The following is a 16,400-nucleotide window of genomic DNA, read 5'->3' as shown; positions in this document are numbered from 1 at the left end:
ACCCCGCTCAGCGCGCCGCCAGTTCCACCGAGGCGTGCGCCGCGGAGGCCGTCGCCGGGCCGCCATCGGACGACAGCATGTGTGTGATAGCCGGATCGAACAGCCGCGTGAACGAACCGGGGTGCACGCCCATCCACAGCGTGACGATCGCCAGCGGCGCCAGCACGGCGATTTCGGCAGCCGTCAGGTCGCGCAGCAGCCCTACCGCGCCGCGCACGTGCCCGAACAGCACTTCGCGATACAGGACGAGCATGTAGACCGCGCCCATGATCATCGTCGTTCCCGCCAGCAGCGCAAGCCACAGGGAGACATGCACGGCGCCCATCAGAATCAGTAATTCGCCGACGAAAGAGCCGGTGCCCGGAAGGCCGACGTTGGCCATCGTGAACAGCATGGCGAGCGTCGCCAGCGCAGGCATCCGCATGGCCACGCCGCCAAGAGCCGACATGTCGCGCGTCTCGGCGCGCCATGCGATGGCGGCGACGCAGAAGAACAGGGCGGCGATGACCACGCCGTGGGACAGCATCTGATAGATCGCGCCGTCCACGCCCTCCGGATTGAGGGTGAACAGACCGACCGCGATCATGCCCATGTGAGAGAAGGAGGAATACGCGATGACCCGCTTGGCGTCCTTCTGTGCGAAGGCGACGAAGGCTGCGTAGACGATCGCGATGACGCCCAGCGGCAGGATATACGGCGCGAAACGATGCACCGCATCGGGGAACATCAGAACGCCAAACCGCAGCAGGCCGTAGGCGCCCGTCTTGGACAGCACGCCCGACAACATGGCGGACGCAGCCGTCGGCGCCTCGGTATAGGCGTCGGGCAGCCAGGCGTGCAGCGGGAACAGCGGCAGCTTCACGCCGAAGGCGAGCACGAAGCCCATCAGCAGCCAGCACTGCATCTCCGGAGAGAAATGCGTCTGCGCCAGAAACGGAATGTCGGTGGTTCCGGCCGCGCTCCACATGGCGACCAGCGCCACCAGCATGAACAGCGAGCCGCCGAACGTGAACAGGAAGAACTGCAGCGACGCCCAGATGCGCTTGGGTCCGCCCCAGACGCCGATCATCAGGCTGGCCGGGATCAGCGTCGCTTCATAGAACACATAGAACAGCACCAGATCGAGCGCCGAAAACAGGCCCATCAACGCCGTCTCCAGCAGCAGCATCGCCGCCATGAAGTCGCACGCGCGGCCGTTGACCGAGCGCCACGCGGCGCCGATGGACAGCGGCGTGAGGAACGCCGTCAACAGAACGAAGACGAGGCTGATTCCGTCCAGGCCCGCATGATAGGACACGCCGAAACTGGGCATCCACATCAGTTGCTGCTCGAACTGGGGACCTGCCTGTAGCGGGTCGAACTCGCTCCAGATCACCACGCTCAACGCCAGAACCAGCAGACTGGTCCACAGGGCGATCCACCGCGCGGCGCGGTCCGCCGCTTCCCCCGCGTTGCGCGTCAGGAGGATGGCGAGTGCGCCAGCCAGAGGGAGATAGGTGACAAGAGAGAGAAGGCTCGGATGCACGGCGCGCTCACAGTCCGGTACTAGGTGGCGGGAACCTTAGCGCCCGTTATTCCCCCCGACCACCCGTCAGCCGGTAACGTTGCGCCGAGCAGCCATTTCAATCACGCGTATGTGGTCGCTTGCGTATCGTATGATCCGGCATGAGAACGACGGCGGGGCGGGGCGGGGCGGGGCGCTGAACCGACGGCTCCTACCCGACGGCCCTGAGTTCATCGTAAGAGACCATGACGTGTTCCCGGAACGCGGGCCGGGCGACGAGTGCGTCGTAATAGCGGCGCAAAGCGGGTCGCTCGGCGCGTGAAATGGCGATGTCGTAGTAGCGGAACAGCGTATGTCCGAACTGGATGTCGGCGAGCGTAAAGTCATCGCCCGCCAGACAGGCGTGGCGCGACAGACGTGCGTCGGCGATTGACAGAAAACGATCCAGCACAGCAATGGCGCGTGCGATTGCAGCCGGGTCCCGGTCCTTGGGCGATTTTCTGACCACGGGCCAGAAAATCGCTGAGGTGAAATTCATCGCGACGTTGATCTTCGCCCATTCCGCCCATTTATCCACATGCGCCCGCGCGGCGACGTCGGCGGGCCAGAACGGCGCAGCGCTATAACGTGACGCCAGATAGCGCAGAATGGCGCCGGTCTCCCAAAGCGGTTCGTCGTCGCCGTCGCGCAACACGGGTATCGTTCCGTTGGGGTTCATCGCTAGAAACCCGGGCGTGTCGAGGCCGCCGTATCGATGTCCTGCGTCGTGGCGCACATGGGGCAACCCGAGTTCGCCCACGCACCACATCACAGCCTGCACATTGGAGGAATTGCTCCGTCCCCAGATCGTCAGCATCGTGTTTCGTCCTCTGTTCAGTCCGCGACGTTACCTGCAGCGTGGGCCAGGGAAAACAATGAAGGGGGTTGTACGCATCCCGCTCCGCGCTTTCTGCCGCGCGAGGCTTATCGGTCGGGGAGGGCGCCGTCTCTCGTGGCCCGTGTGTGGAGAGGGATCGAAGGAGTGATTACCCCGGTGGGGAGTGTTCGGTCGTTACGGAAGCAAGTGGTTTCGACATGACATGCATGACAGGAGGCGTGGGGCGTAAAAAAAGCCGCCGCGTGTTGTCACGCGACGGCTTTTTCAGAAACGGCCGAGGTTTACTCAACCTGGGTAGTGGGATCAGTGCCCCGCCACGGTGTTGTGTTTGTCGATCTGACGCTGCAGGGCGTTCAGCAGCGCTTCGACAGTGCCGCCGGAGCGGGAGATGTAGGACGCATAGTCCTGACGCTGCGTCAGACGCAGGCTGGCGCCTTCGCCGACTACGTCAACGACTTTCGGTGCGCCTGAGGCCGAGCTGACGACCCACTGCATGTTCGCGTCAGGCTGTCCGGGCCGCATCAGGATGGCGTCGACCGCCTTGTCTTCGCCGACGGGGGACGTGGCGCCGATGGTGAAGCTCACGCCGCGATAATCGCCCAGCTTGTCGGTGATGGCGTTGACCAGGACCTGATGGAACAGTCCGAGATAGCGCGTCTTCTGCGCGTCGGTGGCCACATTCCAGTAACGCCCGAGGCAGAAACGGGCGATCGCATCGACGTCGACGTCCTGCTGCAGCAGCGGCAGGACTTTCTGCTTCTTCTCTGCGGGCGACAGATTGCTGTTGACGATGGCGACAAGCTGGGAGCCGAGCTGACGCACGAAGTCTGCAGGTTTTTCGGCGGCTGCGGCGGGTCGGGAAAACGTGACGCCGAGCGCAAGCGCTGCAAGAGCGCTAAACAGACGCCGACGGCCAAGGCTGATGATCATTCTGGTCTGCCCTTTTTTATTGCATCGGTTCAGTTGTACCAATCAGGCACAGTCGCCCGATGATCGTTCTTGATCGAGTCCGCCAACGCTTTCCGCTGCTGCTGGTAAGCGCTTCGGATCGTGGCGTAGGGGTCAAGCGCATCTTTCTCCAGATTGTCCAGATCGTCGATACGATCTGCGCGGGAGTTGATGGTGTTGACGATGTTGTAAGCCCAGTTGAAGGTCAGCAGGCCATACCCGCGCGGAACGTAGTTCAGCGGCATCAGGCCTGTGTCGATACCATAGCCGATGCCGTCGCGCACGGAGGACGGGCCCATCATGGGCAGGAACAGATAGGGGCCGGACGGCACGCCCCACGTCGCAAGCGTAAGGCCGGCGTCGTTATCATGATGCGGGTAACCCGCGTATTTCGCCACGTCGATCAACCCGCCGACGCCTGCCGTCATGTTGATGCACCAGCGTACGAACGCGTCGCCCGCGCGACGAGGCTTGCCCGCGCCGACGTCGTTGAAGAACACGACGGGCTCGTTCATCGTCTGCGCCATGTTGGCCAGCGACGAGCGCACGGGACGCGGCACGGCCCAGACATAAGCTTTGGCGACCGGCTTGAGCGTGTATTTGTCGACGGTCATCGACAGGTTGTACATCTTACGGTTCATTGGTTCGAACTTGTCGTTCGCCTCATTGTATTCCGCGAGCGCCTCCGGGTCCTTCGGTTTGGGCGTGGTCAGAGACCCGCATCCGGCGAGGGTCAGCGTGGCGACGAGCAGGGAACCGATTCGCCCTGTCGAACCAGTGCGCCGGTTCGTGTGTGTGGGGCCATCGCTCAGAAGCCGGCGCGTCTGCGAGTGAAGGGTCCGCTGCTGATCGCCTGTTTCTGAACTCATACCTAAGACTTCCCCAATGCTGCCCGCGTCTCCCTGCACAGCCGAATGGGCAGGGCGGGAAAGCGCCGTTACAACGCGTCAAGACCTCCGGACGTCGCCACTCTCTAGCATGTCGCGTCGGTGATGCAATCTTGCGGCCCCGTCACGACCCGTCTTGACGATGCGCGGCGCAGACATAACGCGCCGCTCCCCTTATAGGCCGCGTTCACGTTTCACCACGTCCCACGCGGCATTGATCCGCGCGATTGTCGCCGCCGCGACCTCCATCTCCTTGGGGGAAGCGTTGCGGGCTGAAAGAACGTCCGGGTGATGGGTGCGAACGAGCTGACGCCAGGTCGTGCGGACTTCGTCGTCTGTGGCCTCGACTGATACGCCAAGAATCGTATAGGCGTCGTCTTCACCCAACACGGGGCGCGAGCGCCCGTTTTCCGCCCGGTCCCATGCGCCGCGGCCAAGGCCGAACGCCTGATGCGTTCGGGTCAGAAAACGCAGCTCCGCCGGGTGCAGCGGCTCTCCCTTGCGGGCGTCCGCACGCGCGATCGTGAAAAGCGCCGCCAGAAGATCCTCAAGCTGCGCCTTGTCGTTCTGGAAGGCGTGCCCCAGTTCGCGGGCGAAATATTCGTAATCGTCCGTCCTCTGCCGCGCCATATCGAACAGGCGGCCAATTTCCGTCATGCTCTCGGGCGGAGCGCGGAAACGGCTCTTGAAGGCGTCAATCTCCGCGCGGTTAACGGGGGCGTCGCACTTGGCGACCTTGGCGGACAGAATCACCGTGCACAGGGCGTAGAGCTGATCCTTGCGCCCTGCCACCGACGCGACCTTCGCCGCCACAAACGTCGCCGCCCCGTTGGGATCCGGGGCTATGCGAGCGCCCCAATTGTCGCTCCATCCGGTTCCCGGTGGTTGGAGGATCGCGCCATTGTCGGCCGCATGCCCAAGCGCCGCGCCGACGACGGCGCCCATAGGACCGCCGACTGCGAACCCGGCCACTCCGCCAAACAGTTTGCCCCATATCGCCATGTGAAAAGCCTAGCACCGGAAAGCGACGCTCCCAAGGGGCCACGTCGGCGTCAACTCGTCGTCAGATCCGGCGCCCGGTCAAACGCCGAATGCGCCAGAGCGATCAACTCGTTGGCGATGCTGGTCATCCCGGCCTCCCAGACCACGTCGGCCATTTGCAGCAACGAATGGGAGATGAGCAGGGGGCTGGTCTGCGGGCAGTGCGGGAGACGAAGGACGTTGGCGGCCATGGGGGTCCTGCATGGGCTTGGGGGCGGCGCAGCGCTTGCCCGCGGTCCTTTCGACGCTAGAGGGCGTGATGTTTCTGACAGGTTAATAACCTCAGAAAAACGTGCGGACATTGTCATTTGGTTAGTCAGATTTCGTATCGCCAGCGGTGACGCCCCCAGTTGGGGGCACGAAAGATCGGGCTGCCTTGCACGTATCGATCACGCGTCAGCCCGATCCGGAGCGCCATCCACCGCCGCATCAGGAGCGTCGGCCGATGGCGCTCCCACTGTAATCTGTCTCCAGATCGCTCCGCCTTCGCCGGACGCGTGATGCAGCGCAGCGACCCGCAAGGCCGACGCCAAAGGTCGCTGTGGGTCGCGCGTGGCGTCGATCGTTTCCACGACCTGGGAAATCGCGAGATTTCCTGCCGCCGCAATGGCGTCCAGCGCCCGCCAGAACTCGGGCTCCAGAGCCACGCTGGTGCCATGTCCCGAAAGAACCAGGCTTCGCTTTACAAGATGGCGGCTCATCCAGGCCCCTCCAGCCGCTCGCAGGCCCAGCGCGCGGCCTCGGCCACGACGGGATCACCATCGTCGCATCGCGCCTGCGCCGTCGGCAGGAGAGAGGCCTCATTCGAATTGCCGATTGCGATCATGACGTTGCGGACAAAGCGGTTTCGCCCGATTCGCTTGATGGGAGATCCTGAAAACAGCGTCCTGAACTCCGTGTCGTCCAGAGCCGCGAGTGCTGCGAGGCGTGGCGCCGTCAGATCCTCGCGGGCCTGAAGCTTCGCCTGACGCGACGCCGAGGCGAACCGGTTCCACGGACAGACGGCGAGGCAATCGTCGCAGCCGTAAACCCGGTTGCCCATCGCCTCGCGGAATTCATGCGGAATCGGCCCCGGGTGTTCGATGGTGAGGTAGGACACGCATCGTCGCGCATCCAGTTGATATGGCGCGGGGAACGCGTCGGTTGGGCAGGTCGCGAGGCATCGCGTGCAACTGCCGCATCGTCCGCCCGAGAGCGACGACGGCGGCAGGTCCAGCGTCGTGTAAATTTCTCCCAGCAGCAACCAGCTTCCATGCGTGCGCGACACCAGATTGGTGTGCTTGCCCTGCCACCCGAGTCCCGCCCGTTCCGCCAGAGGTTTTTCCGGCACGGGCGCCGTGTCGACGAACACCTTGACCTCGGCAGGAAGGTTGCGCCTGCGGGCCTCGGCGACCAAGAACTGCGCCAGGTGCTTGAGAAGCCCCTTGATGATGTCGTGATAATCCCGGTTGCGGGCGTAAACGGAGATGTTGCCGCGATCAGGACGATCCAGAGTGGCGAGGGCGTCGCCATCCGGGCCGTAATTCAGGCCGAGCGCCACGACGCTTCGCGCCTCGGGCCATAATCCGTTCGGATGCGACCGCGCTTCCGTCCGCTCGGTCATCCACGTCATCGCGCCGTGGCGTCCGGCCTCGAGAAAGGCGCGCAACCGCTCCCGCGCTTCGCCCCCCAGAGCTGTGTCGCATATGCCGAACGCGTCGAAACCCAGCGCGAAAGCCTTGTCGCGCAGACGGTCCGCCAGAGCGGCCGCGCGAGCGTCGCGCCCAATGAGGGCTGGTCCTTTGGCGTCTGCGCTCAGGAAACCGGCGGGATCGAAGGCTGCGGCCATTCCTCCTCCGTCCAGTCGCCCTGCGCCCACGCCGCGCGCAGGGCCGCGCCGTGCGCTGCGAGGTCGCCCGCGACGATCGCCGTACGAAGGCCGCGCATCATACGCTGGTAATAAGCGAGGTTGTGCCAGGTCAGCAGCATCGGTCCGAGAATCTCGTCGGCGCGAAACAGGTGATGCAGATAGGCGCGCGAGTGCCGCGAGCAGGCGAGGCAGTCGCAATCCGGCGAGATCGGCCGCGCGTCGGTGGCGAAGCGGGCGTTGCGCAGGTTCAGCGTGCCGCGTTCGGTGTACGCGCGGGCCGTGCGTCCGGCGCGGGTCGGCATGACGCAGTCGAACATGTCCACGCCGCGCTCGACGCCGCCAAGAAGATCGTCCGGCGTGCCGACGCCCATCAGATAACGTGGCTTGTCGCCCGGCAGCAGCGGCGTCGTGACGTCCAGTGTCGCGAACATCAACTCCTGTCCCTCGCCGACGGCCAGACCGCCGATCGCGTAGCCTTCGAACCCGATATCGCAGAGCGCCTTGGCGCTTTCGGCGCGCAGCTCCGGCTCGACGCCGCCCTGCACGATGCCGAACTGCCCGTAGCCCTCACGCTGCACGAACGCCTCACGCGACCGGGCCGCCCAGCGCATCGACAGGCGCATCGAAGCGGCGATGGCGTCGGCCTGGGCGGGCAGGGCGGGGCACTCGTCGAAACACATGGTGATGGTCGCGTCGAGCGCATGCTGGATCGCCGTCGACCGCTCCGGGTCGAGCCGGTGCTTCGAGCCGTCGATATGCGACTGGAACGTCACTCCGTCCTGATCGAGCTTGCGCAGCGCGCCAAGCGACATGACCTGAAACCCGCCCGAATCGGTCAGGATCGGACCCGGCCAGTCCATCATCCGGTGCAGTCCGCCCAGGGCGCGGACCCGCTCGGCGCCCGGCCGCAGCATCAGGTGATAGGTGTTGCCAAGCACGATCCCCGCGCCCGTGGAGCGCACGGCGTCCATGGTCATCGCCTTCACCGTGCCCACCGTGCCGACGGGCATGAAGGTCGGCGTCGCCACCGGACCGTGAGCGGTTTCGAGAACGCCTGCGCGAGCGCGACCGTCAACCGCCTCGCACCGCCAGTTGAAAGCGGTCATGCGCGCCTCCCAGCAGCGCGTTCAGGACGGGATGGGGCTGTCATGCGGGTCGGCGGCTTGGTCATCGGTCGCCAATCATTGGTTGTCCTCGCGTCGCAGAAGGCACGCGTCGCCATAGGAATAGAAACGGTAGCCTTCCCGCACCGCGTGCGCATAGGCCCCGCGCATGCGGGCGGTCCCGGCGAAGGCGCTGACAAGCATGAACAGCGTCGAACGGGGCAGGTGGAAATTGGTGAGCAGCATGTCCACCGCCCGGAACGTGAAGCCGGGCGTGATGAAGATCGAGGTCTCCCCGTCGAAGGGGCGCACCACGCCCTGCTCGTCCACGGCGCTTTCCAGAAGCCGCAGCGTCGTGGTGCCGACAGCGACGACCCGCCCGCCACGGGCGCGCGCGGCGTTGATCGCGTCCGCCGTTTCCGCCGTCACGACGCCGCGTTCGGCGTGCATCTTGTGGCCCGTCAGCGTTTCGGCGCGCACCGGTAGGAACGTGCCTGCGCCGACATGCAGCGTAAGAGTTCGACGCTCGATCCCCGCCGCGTCGATGCGTTGCAGCAGGTCCGGCGTGAAGTGCAGCCCTGCGGTCGGGGCCGCGACCGCGCCCTTGTGGGCGGAGAAAATCGTCGTGTAGTCCCGCTCGTCCTCGGATGTCGGTCCGGCGGGACGGTGGATATACGGGGGAAGCGCCAGTGCCCCGGCGGCCTGAAGGAACGCGTCGAACGCGTCTCCCTCGGCGCTGAAACGCAGGGTCGCGCCGCCGCCGTCTTCCAGTTCCAGCACGTCCGCGACATCTTCGGCCCGTGCGCCGGGGAACGTCAGCCTGTCGCCCACGCGCAGGCGCCGCGCATTGCGGATCAGCGCGTGCCAGCTTCCGTCCGGCAGGATGCGATCGAGCGTCACGCCGATCTTCGCCTCGCCGCGCAATGCGTGAAGCTGGGCGCGGATAACGGCCGTGTCGTTGGCCACGAGCAGATCGCCCGGCCGCAGCAGATCTGGAAACTCGCGCATCGTACGGTCGATGAGGCCCGCTTCCGCCACGTCCAGCAGCCGCGCGCTGTCCCTCGGTCGCGCCGGGCTTTGCGCGATCGACTCCTGAGGCAGGTCGAAATCGTAATCTGCTGTGCGGTCGGTCATGGGCCGCAGCGTTTAAGGGGAATCGACCTCCGGCGCCAGCGTTGCGTTGGCTTGTGCGCCTCCCGCTAAATACGGGTGGCTGCGATTGCCGGGGAGTGCGCTGCGTCGCAAGGCGCAGCCTTGGGTGAGGGATGTCAGCCGCGTTTCATGCGGTCACTCCGTTATACATTCCCGCTGATGCTTGCGGCTTTGGGCAGCCTTTACGGGGGGCGCGCGGAGGACGTATTCTTGAGTAGAGTATGGTTCCGCGCGTCTCCTTGTCATGGCGGGGTTGATGCTACCGGTCAGGAACGCCATTTTCTGCCCAACGCGCGCGACCCTGATGGTCGCGCCATGGCTTTAAGGAACCTGCCCATGTCCTATGCTTTGCTCGACGCCGTGCGGGTCGCGAAGGCCGCCAAGGTTTCGCTCGACGTGCTGAAGACTTCTACGGAGGCGTCGGAGGCGCATCAGCGCAAAATCATCATGGTGGAGCGCATCGCGGCTCTGGCCAGCGCAGCAGCCGATTCCACTGCCTGCGGACAGGGAGTCACCCTCACTTCGGAGGAGTTCTGGCTCATCAGCCTCAACTGGTGAAGCGAGTGGCCGTTTCGACGCAGGCGCTTTCTCGGGAAAGCCCATCCATCGTGACAGGGGTATGATCCAATGACCTTCACACTGACCAGCGCGACCCTGACCAACGGCGCGGTGATGCCGCAGGCGCAGGTTTATTCGGGCATGGGGCGGACGGGCGACAATCTGTCTCCGCCTCTGGCGTGGAGCGGGGCGCCGGAAGGAACCAAAAGCTTCGTCATCACGGCGTATGACCCGGATGCGCCCACTGGCTCAGGTTGGTGGCACTGGGTGGTCATCGACCTCCCGGCGACAGTGACGGCACTTCCGGAGGGCGCAGGCTCCGGTAAAGGCGGCCTGCCCGAGAGCGCGCGGCAGATCCGCACCGACTTCGGTGCGCCGGGTTATGGTGGGGCGGCGCCGCCGCTAGGGCGCGTTCACCGTTACGTCTTCACCGTAACGGCGCTGGACGCGCCGACTCTGGACGTCCCCGCCGACGCGTCTCCCGCGTATGTCGGCTTCGTCATGAACGCACATCGGCTCGCTTCCGCGACGCTGACCGTCCTTTACGGATAAGGTCGCTGGCCGTCGGTCTGACGCCGAACACGTGCATGGCCGTTTTATGACGAAATTAAAATTTTGAGCGATACGGCATACGCTTGCGTGTGGTTTCCCCGGCGCTCAAAATATCCGCGCACGAGTAGTCTGAAAGGGCACGAAGCATGAACACCGAAGAACGCGACCTGATTTCGAAATTCATCGCGCGCGTTGGCGGCGCGCCGCAATCCGGTTTCGGCAGCGTGCCCGCCACGCGACCCAACCTGCCGCCGATCGACCCGGAGGCGGACCGCTTCATTGCTCAAAATCTCGAGCAATACCCGGAAGCCCGTTACCGCATCACGCAGATGGCGGTGGTGCAGGAAGCAGCGCTTGTCGAGGCGCAGAATCGCATCAGGGAGCTGCAGTTCCAGTTGCAGCAGGCCCAGCAGGCCCTGCAACAGGCCCAGAGCCAGACGAAACCCTCCGGCGGTATATTCGGCGGCCTTTTCGGCGGCGGTCAGCAGCGCGCCCAGGCGGCGCCCCCTCCGGGTTGGGGCGGTCAGGCTGCGCCCGGTTATGGATACGGCGCGCCGCAGCCGCAGATGCAGCCCATGCCCCCCGGCTTTCAGCCCGGCATGTTTCAGCAGCGCGGCTCCGGTTTTCTGGGTTCGGCCCTGACGACGGCGGCGGGCGTCGCTGGCGGCATGATGGCGGCGAACGCGCTTGAGGGTCTGTTCAGCGGGCATCACGGCGGCGGAGACCTCGGTGGTGGTGGCTGGGGCGCTCCTGGAGAGACGGTCATCAACAACAATTACGGCTCTGACGCTGGAGGCGACCCGTTCTCGGGCGCAGGGACGTCCGTCGATCAAGGCTTCGACGCTGGTGGCGGTGATTGGGGTGGCGGCGGCGATTGGGGCGGTGGCGGCGACGACCTGTCGTTTTAATCGTTTCCCGCCAGCGGCTCCCGGATTCTGAAGGGGGGTGCTGGCGGGCAAGATTGCTCGGGCCGTCAGTGCGCGCGTGTAGCGAGACGCGTGCCTTCCGCGACGTTTAGGCCGGTCTGGCTCGCGAGTTTCGCTCGTAGCCGCCCGCAACATCCGGGTGGCGGCTTTTTGTTGAGGGGGCGGGTCCTCTATAGGCCCTGCCGTCCGAGCGCCTCGACTACGGTCGTGACGATGGCGCTGAACATTTCGCGACAGATCAGTTCGTCTCTTGGGCTATGTGCCGACAGAGGGCTGCAATCGACGATAATAAGCCCGTCCGGCAGGGTGGCTACGCGCCCATGCTGAAAACCAAGACGCGACATCGGCATGCCGCACGCCGCGATGGTGGCGTTGTGCGCCAGGGCGCCGATAGCCAGCACGATTCGAAGATTGGGCATTGCCTGCAGTTCGGCCTTGAGGAAGGCGTTGCAGGCATGAACTTCCGCAGGTTGCGGCAGGGCTGCGGGTGGCGCGCATCGAATGGCGCCGACCACCCGGCACTGATCGGAACGTAGGCCGATAACGTCGCCCGGCACGTAGTGCCCGGTCGCAAGCCCATGCTCGGCTAACGTTTCGCAGAAAATGACGCCTGCATTTTCGTCGCCGAAGGGGCGTCCCTGACGTGCGTCTTCCGTGATCTCGGGCGCTGGTCCTACGATGAGGACGATGGCTTCTCGTGACCCCCAGGGGCGGACAGGCGCGTGGTCAACTTCAGGACGGTTCCGCCGATTTGCGCTGCGTAACTGCGCCAGCCGGGGACATAGCTGACAATCGTCGTCGGGAGCGTCAGTGACCTCCCGGGGGGTGAGCAGCGTGTGGCTCACCGGGGCTTACGTTCCCTGTGCGTCCGATCGGCGGACTTCGGGCAGTCCTCCGATCGGTATGCGGGCGCGTTCTCGAAGCGGATCATTCGCTATCGAGATCGTCGGGTTCGCTGAGCTGGTCGGCCGGGTGTCGAATCGGGGCTTGGCGCGTCCGCGGCTCGGCGGGGCGGCGCGTGAACTCGTCGGCGATATCCGCCAGATCGACAAACCGGTCGGCCTGCCGGCGCAAGTCGTCCCCGATCAGCGGCGGAGAAGAGCGCATCGACGAAACGACTGACACGCGCACGCCCATTCGCTGCACGGCCTCCACAGCGCGGCGGAAATCGGAATCGCCAGTGAAGAGGATTGCGTGATCGAGTCGAGGCGCGGCCTCCATCATGTCCACCGCGATTTCGATGTCCATGTTGCCCTTGATGCGCCGTCGACCGTTGTGATCGGTGAATTCACGCGCAGTTTTTGTAACAAGAAAGTAACCGTTGTACGATAACCAGTCGGTCAGCGGCTTGATGGGCGAATATTCTTCCGTGTCCAGAATGGCTGCGTAGTAATAAGCGCGCAAAAGATTGCATCGGGATGTAAAAAACTCGAGCATCTTGCGGTAATCAACATCGAATCCCAGTCCTCTTGAAGCTGAATAAAGGCTGGAACCGTCGATAAATAATGCCGTTCGTTCTGTATTGCGGATAATCATTCAGTCTCTTCCTTGAATGCGTCTGATCTTACCGATAAACTAGTTAAGCTATCGTTATCTTGTGTTGGGGGAAGCGTGGTTGTGGCGGGTGTGGACGAAGTGCGGTTTGCGCGTAGGGTGTCATGCAGGTCCTGATCGCTATAGGCGCCAATCTTCCACGTTCGCTGGGAGCAGGTGTCATGGGAGCTTCGCCTCTGGCGACCTGCGAGGCCGCCGTGCAGGCGCTTCGGGGAATCCCGGGCCTGTCGGTCGAGCGGGTTTCCGCATGGTACGAAAGCGAAGCGATCCCGGCTTCGAGCCAGCCACCATACGTGAACGGGGTAGCGTTTGGTAGGTCTTTTCTTTCGCCCGAAACGCTCCTTGAGCGCCTTCACGCCATAGAGGCTGATTACGGGCGCGTTCGGGGCGAGCTTAACGCTGCGCGCACGCTCGATCTGGATCTGATCGACGCAGGCGGCGAGATCAGGCGCGGCGGTTCCCCGGTCCTGCCGCATCCGCGCGCGCATGAGCGTGCATTCGTCCTGCTTCCGTTGCGCGACGTGGAGCCGGACTGGAAGCATCCGATTCTGGGAGCGACCGTGCAGGAGTTGATCGACAGGCTTGAGCCGCAGGCCATCCGGCGGCTGCCTGCCGACGCCGTCGCTCTTCCCTAACGGCCTGCCGGATGGTAATAGGGTCTTTTCCAACGAATTTCGCGGAGGCTGCCAATGGCGCGCGTCACTGTTGAGGATTGCGTCGAGAAGGTGCCGAACCGCTTCGACCTCGTTCTGCTTGCTGCGCAACGTGCGCGTAATCTGTCCCGCGGCGAAGAGCTGACGCTGGATCGGGACAACGACAAGAATCCTGTCGTGGCCTTGCGCGAGATCGCCGAGGAGACGGTGCCGCTTGAGGGGCTGCGCAGCGATCTGGTGCGTTCGCTGGCTCGTGCGCCGGAGCCGGAGCCCGCCGACGAGGAGGTGCTCGATCTCATCCCGACAGACCAGAATATTTTCGGTCTGCAGGAGAGCGCCGCCGAAGAAGAGATCACAGATCTTTCTCCGGAAGAATACAAAGCCGCCATCGAAGCCGAACTCGGCGGTCGGGGACGGCGCTGAGCGCGCCTTTAGGCAGCCATTTTTATATCTCGCGCCTGACGCGGCGCGTTCTGCTTGGCGTTGCGCGACATGACGGCTGAAGCTCAGGGCGCGGCCGACGTCGCCATTTCGGCAGGCTCGCCCTCCAGCGCGTCCGCCGGAGCTTTTCTGGCCGCTTCGCACGGTCAGGTCATATCGCCTGAGAAGCTTCTCAGGCGCATTCGTCAGTATAATCCGGACGCCGACCTGGGGCTTGTCGAGCGGGCGTTCGAGGTCGCTGCTGCGGCTCATGCGACGCAGCTTCGCGACAACGGCGATCCGTACATCACGCATCCTCTCGACGTTGCGCTGATTCTCGCGGGATTTCATCTCGACGTCGCGTCGATAGCGACCGCCCTGCTTCACGACACGATCGAAGACACCGGCCTCACGGTTGAATCTCTGCGCGAGCAGTTCGGGTCGACGATCGCGGAGCTGGTGGACGGCGTCACCAAGTTGACCCGTCTCGAACTGCAGTCCGACCGTACGAAGCAGGCGGAGAATTTCCGCAAGCTCGTGCTGGCGATGTCGCGCGACATTCGCGTGCTGATCGTTAAGCTGGCCGATCGTCTGCATAACATGCGCACGTTGCATTTCGTGCAGCGCGACGACCGTCGCAAGCGCATCGCGCGCGAAACCATGGACATCTATGCGCCGCTCGCCGGGCGCATCGGTATGGATCGCGTCAAGACCGAGTTGCAGAACCTGTCTTTCGCGCAGCTTGAGCCGGAGGCGGACGCGACGATCCGCGCGCGTCTGAACTATCTGCGCGGGCAGGGCGCGGACGTGATCGAGGAGGTTCGCGGCGAACTGACCCGTATGTGTCAGGAAGCCGGGGTCGAGCGCGTCGAGGTGACGGGGCGCGAGAAATCGCCCTTCTCGATCTGGGAGAAGATGCAGAAACGCAACGTGGCGTTCGAGCAGCTCTCGGACATCATGGCGTTCCGCGTCATCGTCGATTCCCGCGAGGACTGCTACGTAGCGCTCGGCGCCATCCACGCGGCGCTGCCGATGATTGCGGGGCGCTTCAAGGACTACATCTCCACGCCCAAGGCCAACGGCTACCAGAGCCTTCACACCGGCGTCACGCTGCGGCATCCGCGCAACCAGAAGATCGAGGTGCAGATCCGCACTGCGGACATGCACGACATCGCGGAGAACGGCGTGGCCGCCCATTGGGCGTACAAGCAGCTTCCCGAAGGCGCCGCGCCTGACGCGGAAGCGCAGAGCCCGCGTGCGATGAAGCGTCCGCGCTGGGTGCAGGATCTTCTTGAAATTCTGGAAGACTCCGCTGCGCCGGACGAATTCCTCGAAAACACCAAGCTCGAACTTTATCAGGATCAGGTCTTCTGCTTCACGCCGAAGGGACAGCTGATTCCGTTGCCGCGCGGCGCGACGCCGATCGACTTCGCCTACGCGGTGCATAGCCAGGTCGGCGACACCTGCGTCGGCGCCAAGGTCAACAGCCGTCTCGTCCCGCTGCGTTACGAACTGCAGAACGGCGATCAGGTCGAAATCATGACGGCCCGCGGCGGCGCTCCGTCGCCGTCCTGGGAGCGCTTTGTCGTCACTGGCAAGGCGCGCGCGCGTATCCGCCGTTACGTCACGGCGCAGCAGAGACAGGCGTCCATCGACTCGGGCAAGGCCGCGCTGGCCAAGGCGTTCCGTCAGGAAGGCGTGGACGGCTCGGAAAAAGTTATCGACAGCGTTCTCAAGGAGCTGAAGCAGGCCTCCGTCGAGGACCTGTACGTGGCGATCGGCGGCGGCCATCTTGGCCCCAAAGACGTCGTGCATGCGGCCTATCCCGAGTTGCGCCGCGCGCCGCGAGGTCCGCGCATGGTGCCGGGCTTCATGGCGCGGACGGCTCCGACCAGGCCGCGCACGTCCGGGTCGCCGCTGGTTGGTCTCGGCGCAGGCATCGCCGTGCATTTCGCCGGATGCTGTCACCCTCTGCCGGGCGACCGGATCGTCGGAGTGGTCGCCAACGGCAAGGGCGTGACGGTGCACAACGTCAACTGCCAGACGCTGGAGGCCTTTGCGGCGACGCCGGAGCGGTTCCTTGACGTTGACTGGGATTATCAGGCCATCGGTCACGGCGGGCAGGGTGCGGAGCCGTTTGTCGGGCGCGTCACGGTGATCGCCGCCAACGAGCCGCAGGTGCTCGCCACCGTCACCAACGCGGTGTCCAAACAGGACGGCGCGATCGTTAACCTCAAGATCGTCAATCGCCAGCTCGATTTCATGGAGATTCTCGTGGACGTGGAGGTGCGCGATCTGAAGCATCTTTCCGGCCTCATCGGCGGCCTGCGATCCGCGACGGGCATCTCCCAGGTCGAGCGCGCGCGGTCCTGACGG

At 64.6% G+C, this 16,400-nt stretch carries 18 protein-coding genes; 6 read left to right on the top strand and 12 right to left on the bottom strand.

Features of this window, described 5'->3' with window-relative positions:
- Positions 1 to 7: 7 nt before the first annotated feature.
- The 10 genes from G442_RS0103510 to queA form a co-directional block, all read right to left on the bottom strand.
- Positions 8 to 1,525 carry a complex I subunit 4 family protein gene (locus G442_RS0103510; RefSeq protein WP_026396864.1) on the bottom strand — a complete coding sequence of 506 codons (1,518 nt, stop codon included), beginning with the start codon at positions 1,523 to 1,525 and terminating at the stop codon, positions 8 to 10.
- Between the two features lie 190 nt (positions 1,526 to 1,715).
- Complete coding sequence (locus G442_RS0103505; RefSeq protein ID WP_026396863.1) at positions 1,716 to 2,360, bottom strand: glutathione S-transferase family protein; 645 nt, start codon at positions 2,358 to 2,360, stop codon at positions 1,716 to 1,718.
- Between the two features lie 324 nt (positions 2,361 to 2,684).
- Positions 2,685 to 3,311: an MlaC/ttg2D family ABC transporter substrate-binding protein gene (locus G442_RS0103500; protein ID WP_026396862.1), complete on the bottom strand. Its 627-nt coding sequence runs from the start codon at positions 3,309 to 3,311 to the stop codon at positions 2,685 to 2,687.
- A gap of 29 nt (positions 3,312 to 3,340) precedes the next feature.
- Positions 3,341 to 4,198: an MlaA family lipoprotein gene (locus tag G442_RS0103495; protein WP_084440341.1), complete on the bottom strand. Its 858-nt coding sequence runs from the start codon at positions 4,196 to 4,198 to the stop codon at positions 3,341 to 3,343.
- A gap of 192 nt (positions 4,199 to 4,390) precedes the next feature.
- A complete protein-coding gene (locus G442_RS0103490; RefSeq protein ID WP_026396860.1) occupies positions 4,391 to 5,218 on the bottom strand; it encodes a TerB family tellurite resistance protein in 828 nt (275 codons plus the stop codon).
- 50 nt (positions 5,219 to 5,268) lie between these two features.
- A complete protein-coding gene (locus G442_RS0103485; protein ID WP_026396859.1) occupies positions 5,269 to 5,448 on the bottom strand; it encodes a hypothetical protein in 180 nt (59 codons plus the stop codon).
- Positions 5,449 to 5,646: 198 nt separating this feature from the next.
- Positions 5,647 to 5,958: a ribbon-helix-helix domain-containing protein gene (locus G442_RS24240; RefSeq protein ID WP_084440340.1), complete on the bottom strand. Its 312-nt coding sequence runs from the start codon at positions 5,956 to 5,958 to the stop codon at positions 5,647 to 5,649.
- Positions 5,955 to 7,085 (bottom strand): tRNA epoxyqueuosine(34) reductase QueG, encoded by a 1,131-nt coding sequence (gene queG / locus G442_RS0103475; protein WP_084440339.1) that lies wholly within the window; start codon positions 7,083 to 7,085, stop codon positions 5,955 to 5,957. Before queG ends, G442_RS24240 begins: the two co-directional genes overlap by 4 nt.
- Positions 7,052 to 8,212, bottom strand: a complete 1,161-nt coding sequence (gene tgt, locus G442_RS0103470) for a tRNA guanosine(34) transglycosylase Tgt (RefSeq protein ID WP_026396857.1) — start codon at positions 8,210 to 8,212, stop codon at positions 7,052 to 7,054. Before tgt ends, queG begins: the two co-directional genes overlap by 34 nt.
- Before the next feature lie 75 nt (positions 8,213 to 8,287).
- Entirely contained in the window at positions 8,288 to 9,343 is a 1,056-nt protein-coding gene (gene queA, locus G442_RS0103465; RefSeq protein ID WP_026396856.1) for a tRNA preQ1(34) S-adenosylmethionine ribosyltransferase-isomerase QueA, read from the bottom strand.
- A 354-nt stretch (positions 9,344 to 9,697) separates the two neighbouring features.
- Between queA and G442_RS0103460 the strand changes: the two genes are divergently transcribed.
- From G442_RS0103460 to G442_RS0103450, 3 genes are all read left to right on the top strand, one after another.
- Positions 9,698 to 9,919 carry a hypothetical protein gene (locus tag G442_RS0103460; protein WP_026396855.1) on the top strand — a complete coding sequence of 74 codons (222 nt, stop codon included), beginning with the start codon at positions 9,698 to 9,700 and terminating at the stop codon, positions 9,917 to 9,919.
- A 69-nt stretch (positions 9,920 to 9,988) separates the two neighbouring features.
- Positions 9,989 to 10,471, top strand: a complete 483-nt coding sequence (locus tag G442_RS0103455) for a kinase inhibitor (RefSeq protein WP_026396854.1) — start codon at positions 9,989 to 9,991, stop codon at positions 10,469 to 10,471.
- A gap of 146 nt (positions 10,472 to 10,617) precedes the next feature.
- Complete coding sequence (locus G442_RS0103450; RefSeq protein ID WP_026396853.1) at positions 10,618 to 11,379, top strand: DUF2076 domain-containing protein; 762 nt, start codon at positions 10,618 to 10,620, stop codon at positions 11,377 to 11,379.
- 188 nt (positions 11,380 to 11,567) lie between these two features.
- Here the strand turns inward: G442_RS0103450 and G442_RS20720 are convergent, their stop codons facing one another.
- Complete coding sequence (locus tag G442_RS20720) at positions 11,568 to 12,242, bottom strand: uracil-DNA glycosylase family protein (protein ID WP_051291883.1); 675 nt, start codon at positions 12,240 to 12,242, stop codon at positions 11,568 to 11,570.
- A gap of 82 nt (positions 12,243 to 12,324) precedes the next feature.
- Positions 12,325 to 12,933 carry a LabA-like NYN domain-containing protein gene (locus tag G442_RS0103440; protein WP_026396852.1) on the bottom strand — a complete coding sequence of 203 codons (609 nt, stop codon included), beginning with the start codon at positions 12,931 to 12,933 and terminating at the stop codon, positions 12,325 to 12,327.
- Between the two features lie 122 nt (positions 12,934 to 13,055).
- Between G442_RS0103440 and folK the strand changes: the two genes are divergently transcribed.
- The 3 genes from folK (at position 13,056) to G442_RS0103425 (ending at position 16,397) form a co-directional block, all read left to right on the top strand.
- Positions 13,056 to 13,586, top strand: coding sequence for a 2-amino-4-hydroxy-6-hydroxymethyldihydropteridine diphosphokinase (gene folK / locus G442_RS0103435; protein ID WP_026396851.1), 531 nt, complete (start codon positions 13,056 to 13,058; stop codon positions 13,584 to 13,586).
- A gap of 54 nt (positions 13,587 to 13,640) precedes the next feature.
- Complete coding sequence (gene rpoZ, locus G442_RS0103430; RefSeq protein ID WP_026396850.1) at positions 13,641 to 14,027, top strand: DNA-directed RNA polymerase subunit omega; 387 nt, start codon at positions 13,641 to 13,643, stop codon at positions 14,025 to 14,027.
- Positions 14,028 to 14,096: 69 nt separating this feature from the next.
- The gene (locus G442_RS0103425; protein WP_026396849.1) at positions 14,097 to 16,397 is read left to right on the top strand and encodes a RelA/SpoT family protein; all 2,301 of its coding nucleotides are present in this window, start codon (positions 14,097 to 14,099) and stop codon (positions 16,395 to 16,397) included.
- Positions 16,398 to 16,400: the final 3 nt, after the last annotated feature.

The sequence above is a fragment of the Acetobacter nitrogenifigens DSM 23921 = NBRC 105050 genome, assembly GCF_000429165.1.
GTDB lineage: Bacteria > Pseudomonadota > Alphaproteobacteria > Acetobacterales > Acetobacteraceae > Acetobacter > Acetobacter nitrogenifigens.
Note: the sequence above shows the minus strand (reverse complement) of the source record. Positions and strands in the feature narration are given on the sequence as shown.